The 14,342-nt window shown below is 49.9% G+C and carries 9 protein-coding genes; all 9 read right to left on the bottom strand.

Features of this window, described 5'->3' with window-relative positions:
* Positions 1-3 precede the first annotated feature (3 nt).
* The 9 genes from eptA to KQJ18_RS07850 all read right to left on the bottom strand — a co-directional run bounded on the left by eptA (position 4) and on the right by KQJ18_RS07850 (position 13,779).
* Positions 4-1,641 (bottom strand): phosphoethanolamine transferase EptA, encoded by a 1,638-nt coding sequence (gene eptA, locus KQJ18_RS07890; RefSeq protein WP_216421791.1) that lies wholly within the window; start codon positions 1,639-1,641, stop codon positions 4-6.
* A gap of 117 nt (positions 1,642-1,758) precedes the next feature.
* Positions 1,759-3,096, bottom strand: coding sequence for an arginine/agmatine antiporter (adiC, locus tag KQJ18_RS07885; RefSeq protein ID WP_038636433.1), 1,338 nt, complete (start codon positions 3,094-3,096; stop codon positions 1,759-1,761).
* Positions 3,097-3,224: 128 nt separating this feature from the next.
* Complete coding sequence (locus KQJ18_RS07880) at positions 3,225-3,986, bottom strand: AraC family transcriptional regulator (protein ID WP_069325137.1); 762 nt, start codon at positions 3,984-3,986, stop codon at positions 3,225-3,227.
* 311 nt (positions 3,987-4,297) lie between these two features.
* On the bottom strand, positions 4,298-6,565 hold the full coding sequence (adiA, locus tag KQJ18_RS07875) for an arginine decarboxylase (RefSeq protein WP_216421796.1): 2,268 nt from the start codon (positions 6,563-6,565) through the stop codon (positions 4,298-4,300).
* A gap of 284 nt (positions 6,566-6,849) precedes the next feature.
* Positions 6,850-7,482, bottom strand: coding sequence for a DUF2238 domain-containing protein (locus tag KQJ18_RS07870; protein WP_216421790.1), 633 nt, complete (start codon positions 7,480-7,482; stop codon positions 6,850-6,852).
* 147 nt (positions 7,483-7,629) lie between these two features.
* On the bottom strand, positions 7,630-9,276 hold the full coding sequence (fumA, locus tag KQJ18_RS07865) for a class I fumarate hydratase FumA (RefSeq protein ID WP_003031871.1): 1,647 nt from the start codon (positions 9,274-9,276) through the stop codon (positions 7,630-7,632).
* Between the two features lie 96 nt (positions 9,277-9,372).
* On the bottom strand, positions 9,373-10,713 hold the full coding sequence (gene dcuB / locus KQJ18_RS07860; protein ID WP_003031873.1) for an anaerobic C4-dicarboxylate transporter DcuB: 1,341 nt from the start codon (positions 10,711-10,713) through the stop codon (positions 9,373-9,375).
* 718 nt (positions 10,714-11,431) lie between these two features.
* Positions 11,432-12,151, bottom strand: a complete 720-nt coding sequence (gene dcuR, locus KQJ18_RS07855) for a two-component system response regulator DcuR (protein ID WP_038636447.1) — start codon at positions 12,149-12,151, stop codon at positions 11,432-11,434.
* Entirely contained in the window at positions 12,148-13,779 is a 1,632-nt protein-coding gene (locus tag KQJ18_RS07850) for a sensor histidine kinase (protein ID WP_038636450.1), read from the bottom strand. The genes dcuR and KQJ18_RS07850 overlap by 4 nt, the downstream gene beginning before the upstream one ends.
* Between the last annotated feature and the right edge of the window lie 563 nt (positions 13,780-14,342).

Here is a 14,342-nt window from a genome sequence, read left to right as displayed (position 1 = left end):
CGCTTAGCCTCCCCGGCAGGGTTGCAGAATATCATCTGCCGCCTGATATTTCTGTGTTTGCACGCCCGTTAATCCCAGCAGAGTCGAGAACAGATTATCCTGTGAGAAATCTTCTGAGCTTGCCCGTTTTTGCAAACATGTCTGAGAGACCTGATAGCGTTGCTGATAATCTTCTGAGAGCCACAGCAGCATCGGCACATGTTTTTGCGTATCTGGCGCAATCGAATACGGCAGACCGTGCAAATAGACGCCATTTTCCCCTAAGGATTCACCGTGATCGGAAAGATAGACCAGGCTGGTGGTGAAATTATCCTGATGCTCTTTCAGTATATTGATTGCTTTATCAACAATATAGTCAACATAAAGAATCGTGTTGTCGTATGTATTGACCAACTGTTGCTGGGAACAGGTCTGGATCTCGTTGGTGTCGCAGGTTGGCGTAAATTTCTTGAACTGCGCAGGATAGCGGTTGTAATAGGTCGGACCGTGGCTGCCGATGGTGTGCAGCACAATCACGCCGTCGCCTTGCAGATTATTTATGTACTCTTCCAGCCCGTGGAACAGGACGTCATCATAGCATTCACCATCAATACACTGTCCCGGCAGGTTCAGCTTAGTCATATTCTGGTGCGGCACCCGATCGCAGGCTCCTTTACATCCACCGTCGTTATCATTCCACAGCACGTTAATTCCCGCCCGCTGGATGATGTCGAGTACGCCTTCCTGATGCTGCGCCAGTTCTTCATCATAGTGCGCGCGCGGCATATCGGAGAACATGCAGGGTACAGATACCGCCGTGGCCGTACCGCAGGACGTCGTGCGCGGGAAATAGACCACATTATCTTTTTCCAGTAGCGGGTTGGTCTGGCGCGCATACCCGGACAGGGAGAAATTGTCGCCGCGGGAGGTCTCGCCGAGAACCACAATCGTCAGGTTTTTACGCTTTTCTTTTACCATCAATGGATTGCGATGCGCATCTTCGCCAATGCGTACCAACGGCAGGTGGGCCAGCCTCTGGTGCGAATACCATGATGACGTCGCCACAATGCTGTTGGATGGGCTGAGGGATTTCACCAGTTCTTTGTTGTTGCGAAACAGTGAGGCGTAATCTTTATAGAAGAACGCGGCGACCAACACGATCAGCAACGCGGAGATCAGAATGTTCGCGCCACGGAACAACACGCTGCGCAGCACTGGAGTAATAGGCTTGATACTTATCCAGCAGGCAATGAGCGCGGCCAGAATACCGCTCACCCCGAGCGTAATTACCATTCGCGGTGTCATCAGGGCGAAGGTTTCGGCGGGCGTGGTGTCCATCATATTGGCGATCATCGAGCGGTCGATGATGATGCCGTAGGTCATGATGAAATATTGAGCCGATGCGCCAACCAGAATGAAAACGCACGCCACCAGACGGTTAAGCCACAGGAATGAGGCCAGCGTCAGCACGATGTTCATAACGCTGAAAGCGACAACCGGCATTGATAAAAACACCAACACGTTGCGCACAGAATCCAGGGGCAGGTCTTTCAGCACTTGTTTATAGAACGCAATGTTCAGAAAAGTCGCAAGATAAAATGAGAGCAGCAGAAGCCAGCTGATTAACCCGAGAGTGGGCCTTTTAAACAGGTGCTTTAACATTAAGGGGGATTCCATCGACTAAGTGGTGTAGATCCTCTCAAAGTAAAATTAAGCCAACCTTAAGTTCTTAAGATTGGCTTTTTGCAGGATGGCGGCTATTCACCAGTGCCGCTTGCGTTAACTATTTTTTACCGGGGCATCTAATGGATAGGGGTTTTTATGGATCCGGTTGTAGTTAAGTGCGTACAGCGCGGTAATAATCATCAGCGTGACGAACGACCACATCACCTCTTTGGCGCCAGAACCGATCACTGCCCAGATGCAGTAGACAAAGGCGATAAAGGTCACCGCCAGATACAGCGGGCGCGCTTTGCCGAAGTGACCATGACCGAGCAGCAGCAGCGCAGCGCAGGTGTACAGATATGGCACCAGCGTGAAGATGACCGAAACCGAAGAGACCAGACCAAACTCTTTTGCGGCGTTCGGCGACATGCTGCTGAACTGGAAAATGGTCATCAGGATACCGACGATAATTAACCCGGCCACCGGGGTACCGGCTTTGTTAACGCGGGCAAAAATCGGCGGGAACAAACCGTCATCGGCCGCCGCTTTGGCGGTTTGTCCGGCCAGCAGCGTCCATCCGCCTAGTGAACCAAGACATCCGGCAGCGGCGCAGAAGGAGACGATCGCGCCAGCGGTGTCGCCCAGCGCCATTCTTGCGGCATCACCGAACGGCGAGGCCGAAACACGCAGCGCAGCGTTAGGGATCATCCCCATAATCGCCGTTGTGGAGAGCACGTAGCAAACGGCGGCAATCAGCACCCCGCCAATGGTGGCGATAGGCACGTTACGTTTGGGGTTTTTAACCACGCCTGCCGCGACGGAGGCACTTTCCACCCCGATAAATGACCATAAGGTCACGTTCAGGGTGCTTTGAATTGCGCCGAAGGTATTCATACCGCTGACGTTCCAGGCCGCCATATAGGTTTCACCGCGGAACCAGAACCAGCCGAAGACGGCAATCCCAACAATCGGCACCAGCGCCAGCACCGTTGCGACGGCCTGTACACGGGTGATCATTTTCGGGCCGACAATGTTCAGCAATACGAAGATCCACAGCACCACGACACAGGTCAGCGTCAGGACCAGCGGATCTTTTAAGATGGGGAAAAAGTAGCTCAGGTAACCGACGCCAATGACCACCATGGCGATGTTACCAATCCAGCAGGCCAGCCAGTACAGGACGTTAGTCTGGTAGCCTAAAAAAGGACCGAAACAGCGGCGGGCATAAGCATAAGAACCACCGGGACTGGAGTCTAAGGACGACATTTTTGCGTACACCATCGACAGTGCCAGAGCACCGATAATCGTGACCAACCATCCGTAGATTGCAATCCCGCCAGTTGACGCAAGGTTTGCGGGTAGCAGGAATACACCGGAACCCATAATATTCCCCGACACCATAAGGGTGACGGGGATTAAGCCCACTTTGTGAGCATCAGCATCCGTCGACATATTTTTTAACTCCTGATAAGGATAAATGACGGACTTATCATACCTCTTCAAAAGACTATTTTATGATGACGGAGCTGGGGTATCGCTAATGCTGATATTATTATGGCTTATCGCTAACTGATTAAAACTCAGGCAGCGGATGGCTCCCGATGTTGACTAACATAATGCAGTGGCGTCATCCCATAGAACTCTTTGAATACGGAAATAAAGTATGAGGTACTGTTATATCCGCACAGTTGAGAGACCTGGGAAATGTTTTTCTCGTCCATCAGGAGTTGATTGACGGCATAACGCATGCGACATGTGGTAATTATTTGGCTGTAACTTGTATTTTCGCTTTTGAGTTTCTTCTTTAACAAGCTGGGACTCAGGCATAAGCAACTGGCGACCATGCTTAAATTCCAGTCTTTGTGTATGTCGCTTTCAATAATGTGATAAACGCTGTCGCTGATACGACTACGCAGCATATGCATGAGTAAAGAGATAAATTTTTTGCTGTCAAGGAAGCGTGACAACACCGTGAACAGTAGTGAGCGTGTGCGCTCTCTTTCACCTTCGTCTACTGTTTCCATTACGCTATGTTGGGCGGCCACCCGGAAGACATCCGGCGTCAGACAGGTAGCGGTGATCACTGGGTTAGCACTCCGCTGCCAGAATGGGATCTGTGAAAGGTCCTTATTTAAAAAACGCAGATAGTCTTTAATGATATCGCGGCTGATATGTACGACCAGTGCGTTATTAAGTGATGAGAAGTCGATAATATTATTATCACATGCCACCAATGCCATATGATTAGCTTTTAAACTGATGGCTTCTTTACCGTTAATCCTTAACCAAACATCCTTCTCCGTTAATACGACAACACACGCTTCTTTGCTGCAAAGTCTCATACCCAAACTCCAGGAATATGACATAAACTACCGTAACTTACCATTGGGCAAGAAATAACCGGCAAATGAAATTGTGTGATGAATCAAGACAGGCGATAAAATAGCGATATTTAGATTAATTACAATATCTGTAGGGATTATTGCCGTGTACATAAAATTTTACGCAAGTGGCAACGTGCAATTTTCGTATAAAAAAAGCGCGGGGTGGTCCCGCGCAAAAAGGTATGACAATGTTATTGTTTTGCAGCAATACTCAGGAATTACTCAAGCATGACATGTCATCCTTCAAATCGGACTATCTCAAAAAGACATTATGCTTTCACGCACATGACGTGATACACACCGTCAATAATTTCCGTTCCTTCGGTTTCATGTTCAAATCCAGGGAAATGGTGGTCCCAGGACTGCAACGAACGTAGATAACTAATCTGCGGGCTATTAGCGTCGCCAAAGTTTTCACCGGACAACAGCATCGGAATTCCTGGTGGGTAAGGAATCACAGAGTTCGCTGCTATACGGCCCTGCAGATTTTCAATGGCCACCATCTCAACGTTATCGCTGACTATCGCGTTATAGGCTTCACGCGGTGTAATTTCAGCAACAGGCAGGCCGGAGTAGGCTGCATTGAGACGACTACCAGGGTTGTTCTCTTTCAGCCAGGCAAACATGGTGTCGCCAAGATCGTGAATGCCCATGTTTGCGTAAGTGTCTGGATATTCCTCAACCAGTTCAGGCATTACCTGTGCCAGCGGAGTATTCGCATCGTAGTGATGTTTGAAAGAGCACAACGTGTTGATCAGTGTGCCCCATTTCCCACGGGTAATCCCCATTGAGAACAGGAACATAATCTGGAAGTCGGTGGTACGCGTCGGCACGATACCGTGACGGCCAAGCCAGGCGGTGACCAGAGCTGCAGGAACACCTGTCTCTTCCAGTTCGCCATCGTCGCCCATACCCGGTGCCAGAATGCTGACTTTAATCGGGTCCAGCATGCTCCAGTTATCCGGCAGATCTTTAAACCCGTGCCAGGATTCGCCCGGACGCATTACCCAGCAGTTCTGGTCAGTGGTCAGGAGTTGGGTTGGCGCATCGGCAAAGTCATAGGTTTTGCCGGTCTGCGGATCGGTTACCACTTCTTTGTTCCACGGTTTGAAGAACCAGTCGCCTTCGGCGGTGAATTCTTTGTACAGCCGCGCCATGGCCTGACGGAAATCGACTGCTTCGTCAATCACTTCCTGGGTGAGCGACAGGCCGCTGTTACCATCCATCATGGAAACCGCCACATCGTTTGATGCGCAGATGGCATACAGCGGAGAGGTGGTGGCGTGCATCATGTACGCCTGGTTAAAGCGGGAGAAGTTCACGGCCCCACGACCTTCACGGACGTGAATATAAGATGCTTGGGAGAGCGCATTCAGCAGTTTGTGAGTCGAGTGGGTGGCAAAAACGGTAGGACCGTTATGATCGCCCGGCGCGCCACGCATGGCGTAGTGGTCGGCATAAATTGGGTTAAAGCGGGCATAGCCGTACCAGGCCTCATCGAAGTGGATACGATCGCTGGTTTGCGCGAGCAGGTCCTGCGCCTCTTTTGCGTTGTAGCAAACGCCGTCATAGGTACAGTTAGTCACGACGCTGTATGACGGTTTTTGTCCGGCTTTGCCTTTTGTCAGTGGGCTTTCATTGATTTTTTTCTGCAATGTTTCAGGCTGCATTTCCTGCGGGTAGATAGGCCCGATGATGCCGTAGCGGTTGCGGCTAGGCACCATGTATACCGGTTTTGCCCCGGTAAGGATCAGCCCCTGTTCAATCGATTTATGGCAGTTGCGATCCAGCACCACGACGTCGTTGTCGGTCATACAGGCTTGCATGATGGTGCGGTTAGAGCCGGAAGTCCCGACCACCACGGACCAGGAGCGGTCAGCGCCAAACACCCGGGCGGCATATTTTTCGCTCTCGCCAAATGCGCCAGTATGATCCAGCAGTGAACCCAGGGAGGTGCGTTCGATACCCATGTCGGTACGGAATAAGTTTTCGCCGTAGTAGTCATGATAGAAACGACCGGCTGGGGTTTTGGTAAAACCGACGCCGCCCTGGTGGCCAGGCGCCGCCCAGGAATATTCATGGATGTCGCCGTATTTCATCAGTGCGCTGAACAGCGGCGGCAGAAGCTGCTGGCGGTAACGAGTCATCGCCGCCATGGCGCGCCCGGCGATAAAGTCTGCGGTATCTTCCAGAATCCAGGCGAATTCATCGACAAGCTCCAGCAGGTCGCGATCCAACGATGCGGTGGCTTTTTCGCGATCGCCCAGCAGGAAAACGGGAACGTTTTGCTGGCGCTCGTGGAGCTTGCCGATCAATTGCCTGACATTCAGGTGCTCATCTTGTTGTTCCATTTGATAGCTGAACATCAGGCAATCAATGGCTTCATTTGCGGCGAGGATGGCGTAACCATCGTCGAATGAGGTGGACTTAATGACGGTAACATTCTGGCGGCTTAATGCGTCAGCCAGACGTTCGACAGCGCTACCGACCCAGGTGTCCTGATGCAGAAACTCACTTTCAACAATTAATACTTTCATCATCTTTTACCCGGTTGTGGAAAGGTTGCAATTTATGGATTGCAGACACACCGTATGAATGTGACGCAGGCAAGTATTATCCTGAGAAAATGGGCTGTAAAGCGGGTGAAAAATAGTCTATTTTGTATTTTATATGTTTTTAAACAATGGGTTATGGTGTGTTGAAGGCGGATTTTAACCGCCGTTTATCGACAGGGGGACTATTTTTTTGGCTGATACTGATATTGCTGAATGGCAAGCATGCAGGCCGGATGTGCATCAGCAACATCCGGTAATGATTTCATTCAGTTGGCGGTGATTAACCCATAATGGCGCAGTTGCTTGCAATGCATTCTCGCCAGTAAAATCACGGTGGTTAAGGCCCCAAGCAGGGCGCAAAACATATCGGATTGGGTATCCCATGGGTCGCCCTGCGTGCCGAGAAAATCATCAGCTCCTTGACCCATTGCCAGCGCCGCCCACCATTCGATCAGCTCATAGGTCGCGCTAATCGCCAACGCCACGCAGCAGACTAAAAATGCCAGCATTTTTCGGCCACTGACAATATTACCGCGCACTAAAATCTCTCGTGCCGTCAGCGCTGGCACCAACCCCTGAAAGAAGTGACCCAACTTGTCATAGGGATTGCGACTAAGATCCAGCCATTCCTGAACCTGAAAACCGACGGGGACTTTGGCATAGGTATACATACCGCCGACCATCAGAATGATGGCGTGAAAGAAAATTAGCGTGTAGAGCAGCGGCGTCAACGGGTAGCGCTTTACGGTAGTCAGCAACAACGGTACGACGATAATGACCGGCGTGACTTCCATCAGCCAGGTGATTTTCTCAGTGGCACAGATGCCGGTGTAGATAAGGATCAGCGCCAGAATCAGCGCGCCAGACTGCAAAATCATGGGGTTCAGTGTGCGGAGCATTATGAATTCACACGTAATGGAAAAGATTACTATTCCCTGTGAGCAGCAAAAATTCAACGCCAGTAAATGGGGGGATTAAGGTGGCCCGGGGGGATCGCTGGACTGACGCCAAAAGTTTAGTGTCAGTCCAGTGCCGGGCCGAATAGGTTACTTCGCGCAGTTAGCGCATTGTTTGCTGACGATTTGCTGGAAGAAATCGTTGCCTTTATCATCGACCAGGATGAACGCCGGGAAATCTTCTACTTCGATTTTCCAGATAGCTTCCATACCCAGCTCCGGGTATTCCACGCATTCCAGATGCTTAATGCTCTGCTGCGCCAGTACCGCTGCCGGTCCGCCGATGCTGCCTAAGTAGAAACCGCCGTGTTTGTGGCAAGCGTCTGTCACCTGCTGGCTACGGTTGCCTTTTGCCAGCATGATCATGCTGCCGCCGTGTGACTGCAACAGGTCAACATAGGAGTCCATACGACCTGCGGTAGTCGGGCCTAAAGAGCCGGACGGATAACCCGCTGGCGTTTTTGCCGGGCCCGCGTAGTAGATCGGATGATCTTTCACGTACTGCGGCAGACCTTCGCCGGACTCAATACGCTCTTTTAGCTTCGCGTGGGCGATGTCACGACCAACAATAATCGTGCCGCTCAGTGACAGGCGGGTAGAAACCGGGTACTGCGAAAGCTGGGCGAGGATCTCTTTCATCGGACGGTTAAGGTCTACCTTAACCACTTCGCCTTCGCCAGCCTGGCGCAGAGATTCGGGAATGTACTGACCTGGATTATGTTCCAGTTTTTCAATCCAGATCCCTTCGCGGTTAATCTTGGCTTTAATGTTACGGTCCGCGGAGCAGGAAACGCCCATACCTACCGGACAGGACGCGCCGTGGCGAGGTAGACGGATCACGCGGATGTCATGTGCGAAGTATTTTCCGCCAAACTGAGCGCCGAGGCCGAGTTTCTGTGCCTCGATCAGCAGTTCCTGTTCCAGTTGCAGATCGCGGAACGCCTGGCCGTGGGCATTGCCTTCAGTCGGCAGCGCATCATAGTAGTGCGTGCTGGCCAGCTTCACCGTTTTAAGGGTGCTTTCCGCTGACGTGCCGCCAATGACGAATGCAATATGGTACGGCGGGCAAGCTGCGGTACCCAGCGTACGCATTTTTTCCACCAGGAAGTTTTTCAGTTTTCCGGGAGTCAGCAGCGCTTTGGTTTCCTGATACAGATAGGTTTTATTGGCTGAGCCACCGCCTTTGGCCACGCACAGGAATTTGTATTCGTCACCGTCCACGCTGTACAGATCGATTTGCGCAGGCAGGTTGGTGCCGGTATTCACTTCTTTGTACATATCCAGCGCCGCGTTTTGCGAGTAGCGCAGGTTATCTTCAATATAGGTATTAAATACGCCTTTGGAGAGCGCGGCTTCATCGCCGCCGCCGGTCCACACGCGCTGGCCTTTTTTACCCATGATAATGGCCGTACCGGTGTCCTGGCAGGTTGGCAATACGCCTTTGGCGGCGATTTCGGAGTTTCTCAGGAACTGCAGCGCCACGTACTTATCGTTTTCGCTGGCTTCGGGATCATGGAGAATTGAGGCGACTTGCTGTTGGTGTTCAGGGCGGAGCATAAAGGAGGCATCGTGGAAGGCTTGCTGAGCCAGTAGCGTAAGTGCTTCAGGGGCTACTTTCAGGATAGTCTCGCCTTCAAACTCGCCGACGCTGACGTGATCGGATGTCAGCAGGTAGTACTCAGTTTTGTCTTCCCCCAGTGGGAAAGCCGCCTGGTAAGTGAATTCAACTTTTGACATTTGCTTCCAGCCTTTTCATTTTTATCAGGAATTTAGAAATTCACTGTGTCTTAAGAGTGGCGTGCCGTACCAACGCGGACGGCACGCGAACTGTGATTACAGGAAACCGTACATTGCGGCGAATATCCAACCAAAGACACAGGATACGCTTACGCCGATCAAGCCAGGCAGAATGAAGCTGTGGTTGATAACGAAGCGGCCGATGTGGGTGGTACCGGAACGGTCAAACTGAATAGCAGCCAGATCGCTCGGGTAGGTCGGCAGAATGTAGTAACCGTAACATGCCGGCGCCGAAGCAACGATGTATGCTGGATCAACCCCGATTGCCAGCGCGACCGGAACAATCGCCGCCAGCGCCGCTGCCTGGGAGTTTACAAACTTGGATACCAGCAGCAGAACAATTGCATAGGCCCACGGATACTCTTTCACCATATTACCCAGCACACCTTCGATTTCTGTCATGTGCGCACCGAACATTGTTTCGGCCATCCAGGCAATACCGTACACCGCCACAATCGCGATCATACCGGAACGGAAGACTTCGTTTTTAGATATTGAAGCGGGATTAGTCTTCGTCAGGATAATAATCAGCGCACCGGTCAGCAGCATGAACATCTGGATAACCAGTACCATGGACAGCGGTTTGCCGCTGAAGGTAGGGCGCAGCTCAGAGAATGCGCCGAGCACAGCAACCACGGCGATAGCGGCGAGGAAGATCCACATGGCCAGCCAGTTGCTTTTCGGCAGTTTTTTGTCCAACAGCGTGGCGGTGTCGCCATAAACATAGTTGTGGTTTTCAGGTACGGAAATAAACTTCTGGAATTCTTCATCTTTATCCAGATCTTTACCACGGAACCAGCTGAAAATACCGATAGCCAGTATACCCAGCAGGGTAGACGGGATGGTGATGCTGAGCAGGTCGAGGAATTCGAGATGTTTACCTTCAAACGTCACATTACCCAGCATGGCGACCAGTGACACCACGGCTACGGAAACCGGGCTGGCGATAATACCCATTTGCGCACCGATAGAACTGGCCGCCATTGGACGTTCCGGGCGAATATTATTCTTAATGGCAACGTCATAAATGATTGGCAGGATGGTGTATACCACGTGGCCTGTACCACAGAGAATCGTCAGGGTGCAGGTAACAAACGGCGCGACGATAGAAACGTATTTTGGGTTACGGCGCAGCAGCTTTTCAGCGATTTGCAGCATAACGTCAAGGCCGCCGGAGGCTTGCAAGGTTGCCGATGCGGCCACCACGGCAATAATAACCAGCATAACGTCTACAGGTGGTTTACCCGGCTGGAGATGGAAAACGAAAACCAGAATGACCAGGCCGATACCGCCTAATAAGCCCAGTGCGATACCGCCCTTTCTGGCACCATAAAACAAACATATTAATATTATGAGAAGTTGTATACTAAATAACATTTTATTTACCCTCGCGAAAAACCCAGTCAATTTTTTGAAAAATGGATCTGTGGCACATTCTTTTTTGCCAGAATAAGCATCAAAAAATGGTCAGTATTCGATATGTCCGTATTTGCGATTAATGTTCAAATGTCTTGCTAGAATGTTTTTTTAAAGTTATGGCGATATTTAGTTTTTTTCTGTGGCGTTGAACAGAGGAGAAAATCCTCAGGCGATGGGAAGCAGAACTGGGCATAGAGAGCTGCGGTTGACGCTGTAATTTATCTGTTTTGCGTTTTCCGCTATGACATGAACCACGGACAGAATGAGTGAGTGGGTTATTTGTGTGATCACGGTCACGCCATTTCATTATGTAATGAGATCGGCGTACGGATACTTTTATTTGCTCACAAAAATGTACGGTGTCCATGGTACGTAGCATGGTCTCCATTGCTACCAGTCCAGATTTTGTATCTCTGGTTAATTTCAGACTAATCCTTTATGGGTAAAAATACACACTCTGCGAGTCAGATAATACTTAATTAACTTTTGTTAGCGATTTTGAAATTAAAAACAGTGTGATGTTTATCAATATTGAAATATAGCTTTTGACATGCTGTGTACAAATATATTTGATCTAACGCAAATTGATAATGCTTCTGCTTCAGCCAGTAAAATAGGGATTTTTCATTATTTTAATAATTGTTACTTTCAAATAACAAATAATCCCAAAATGTATTTATTGGCAATATTGTTTAAGCAATGAGTATTGCTCTGCCTGAACGCGGTAACGATAAACAGGTCTACCGGTCACGCCATAGTGGATGCTGGTAAATAAGATGTGACAATTAACCAGCCAGATAAGGTATTTACGGCAAGAGACGCGGGAGATATTGACCTCATTGGCCAGCTCATCCGTAGAGAACTCCTGATCCTGGTGCTCATCAATCCACTGGCACAGCGTACGTAATGTTTGTGGCGTTAGCCCTTTGGGTAAGCGGCGTACTTCCTGTTCATTGGAGGAGCTGCCGTGAATAAGTTGGTCAAGCTCAGACTGTTCATAGTACTGATGCTTTTCCATCTCTGTTTTCTTATGTAGCCAGCCGGTTAGCGCCTCTTCAAAACGGGAAGCCTGGAAAGGTTTGATCAGGTAGTCAACGACACCATAGTGCAGAGAGTCTTTGATGGTGGTCGCGTCAGCGGCGGAAGAGATGACAATAACATCACACTTGCAGCCTTTGCTGTGCAGAACGGGCAGCAGATCCAGACCGTTTTCTTTTTGCATGTAAATATCCAGCAAAATCAAATCGATATGATGACCGCTATGAAAGATGATCTCTTTGGCTTTCTCCAGCGTAGAGGCTGTTCCGCAGCAATGAAAACCGGAGAGTTGCGCGACATAACGACGATTTAATTCCGCTACCATTGCATCGTCATCGACAATTAAGACATTGATCATCTGCTGGCCCTCTCACCATTCCACGGTAACTGTACAAAAAATTGGGTGAAGACCCCAGGTTCAGACTCGACGGAAATATTGCCGCCAACACTTTCAACCTGCTGTTTCACAAGTGCTAAACCGACGCCTCGTTCGGTTCCTTTTGACGAGACGCCCTTCTCAAAGATGTGCTCAATGTGTTCAGGGGCGATCCCTGGACCATCGTCATTCACTTCGCAATGCAACCAGCCGTGTCGATAGTGCAAGGATACGCTGATCTCGCCACCGGGTTCTTGACCTAGCGCCTCCAGGGCGTTTTCAATCAAATTCCCCAAAACGGTAATCAGCACCGCTACCTGATCTTCATTGCTGTTTTCCGGCAATTGGCTTTCATTGCTAATGACCAGACTATGACCTAAATCAGATGTGCGATTAATCTTACTGAGTAAAAATCCAGCGATCACCGGAGATTTTATTTTTCCTAACAGTGAGCCAATCTCTTCCTGATAATTGTTCGCGGTCTTCAGGATGTAATTTTCAAGCTGCTTATAACTTTTCAGGTGCAATAATCCCAGAATCACGTGCAATTTGTTCATGAATTCGTGGGATCGTTCACGAAGTGCGTCGGCATAGTTAACCATACCGTCCAGGCGTTGCATCAGTTTCCGAACTTCAGTTTTATCGCGGAACGTTGAAATGGCCCCGATGATTTTTCCGTTGCTGAGTACCGGAACAGTATTAATTAAGAGTAGCCGATCTTTCACCGTGATCTCTTCATCGCGGCGTGGCGTTCCATCGCGTAGTACTTGCGAAAAATCGACCACCTGTGACCACGCGTGGCTGAGCGTTGAGAGCTGGGCATCATCTTGGGATTTGTGGTAATCAAGCAACTCCTGCGCCGCCTGGTTTATCAGCGTGACTTCACCACACTCATCAACGGCAATGACACCTTCCTTTATAGAGTGCAGCATCGCCTGGCGTTGTTCGAACAGATTGGAGATTTCATAAGGCTCCAGGCCAAACAGAATGCGCTTAAGGACTTTGACGAATACCCATGTGCCGAGTAACCCAACCAGAACGCCAAACAAGATGGACCAGAAGATACTGCCGCGACTGTTATTGATCTGCTCAGTCACTCTGCTTAGCTCAAGGCCGATCGCCACCACGCCAATCTGTCGGTGATGCTCATCATAGATAGGGGTAAACACGCGCAGAGCTTTAGCCAGAAAGCCGCGATTAATGGCAACATTCTCTTTGCCCTGCAGAGCCAGCAAAATGTCATCGCCTTTAAATGGCTGACCGATTCGCTGCGCTTCGGGATGGGAGTAACGAATGCTTTGCATATCGGTGACGACGATGAACAAAAAATCGTTGCTCTTATTCACCGCCTGGGCAATCGCCTGAATGCCGCTTTCCTCAGGTTTTTTCATTAACCCTTGGCGGATCTCCGGCGAGTTTGCCAGCGTCCGCGCGACCGCAAGCGCTTTATCCGCTAATGCATCGCGTGTCATGTTGCTGATTTGCGAAAAGTAAATCAGATGAACAACAAGCAGCACTGAGAAGAGTACTGCACTGACCATGAGGATCACGGTAGTGCCGAGCTTCATTGGGCGTTTGCGTATAGCAGTACGTTGCAGAGAGTGTCTCATCACGGTCCTGGAATCACGGTTTGTGCGGGTATTATCGCCCGACGGCATGCGTAATTCAAAGGTGGTAAGGAATGTGGGCTTAGGCTGCCAATACTTCTTCTATATATAGAGCGTTCAGTGCCGGTTCTCTCCTCTTTTCAGTAATGCGTACCGGTAGTTTTTTGACGATTGTGGATAACTCTGTGCGTAAAGGGGTATAAGGCGGGGTTTTGCTGTGGAATGCAGCAGTCAGTCATTTTTCTGTCATTTAGGGGTTGCGGGCTGAAGGAAACTCCCTATAATGCGCCTCCATCGACACGGCGGATGTGAATCACTTCACACAAACAGCCCGGTCGGTTGAAGAGAAAAACCTGAAAATGAGGGTTGACTCTGAAAGAGGAAAGCGTAATATACGCCACCTCGCGACAGAGCGCTAAAGCGCGTCGCAACTGCTCTTTAACAATTTATCAGACAATCTGTGTGGGCACTCGAAGATACGGATTCTTAACGTCGCAAGACGAAAAATGAATACCAAGTCTCTGAGTGAACACGTAATTCATTACGAAGTTTAATTCACGAGCATC

The organism is Citrobacter sp. S55_ASV_140 (genome assembly GCF_018919505.1).
GTDB classification, from domain to species: domain Bacteria; phylum Pseudomonadota; class Gammaproteobacteria; order Enterobacterales; family Enterobacteriaceae; genus Citrobacter; species Citrobacter werkmanii.
The sequence above is the reverse complement of the archived record's forward strand: the minus strand, read 5'-3'. Positions and strand labels throughout refer to the sequence as shown.

What these genes read in the sequence shown, in the direction of transcription:
- fumA (WP_003031871.1), bottom strand. Translation starts at nt 9,276, where the DNA reads ATGTCAAAAGTTGAATTCACTTACCAGGCGGCTTTCCCACTGGGGGAA.
- KQJ18_RS07880 (WP_069325137.1), bottom strand. Translation starts at nt 3,986, where the DNA reads ATGAGACTTTGCAGCAAAGAAGCGTGTGTTGTCGTATTAACGGAGAAG.
- adiC (WP_038636433.1), bottom strand. Translation starts at nt 3,096, where the DNA reads ATGTCGACGGATGCTGATGCTCACAAAGTGGGCTTAATCCCCGTCACC.
- KQJ18_RS07850 (WP_038636450.1), bottom strand. Translation starts at nt 13,779, where the DNA reads ATGAGACACTCTCTGCAACGTACTGCTATACGCAAACGCCCAATGAAG.
- dcuR (WP_038636447.1), bottom strand. Translation starts at nt 12,151, where the DNA reads ATGATCAATGTCTTAATTGTCGATGACGATGCAATGGTAGCGGAATTA.
- adiA (WP_216421796.1), bottom strand. Translation starts at nt 6,565, where the DNA reads ATGAAAGTATTAATTGTTGAAAGTGAGTTTCTGCATCAGGACACCTGG.
- dcuB (WP_003031873.1), bottom strand. Translation starts at nt 10,713, where the DNA reads ATGTTATTTAGTATACAACTTCTCATAATATTAATATGTTTGTTTTAT.
- KQJ18_RS07870 (WP_216421790.1), bottom strand. Translation starts at nt 7,482, where the DNA reads ATGCTCCGCACACTGAACCCCATGATTTTGCAGTCTGGCGCGCTGATT.
- eptA (WP_216421791.1), bottom strand. Translation starts at nt 1,641, where the DNA reads ATGTTAAAGCACCTGTTTAAAAGGCCCACTCTCGGGTTAATCAGCTGG.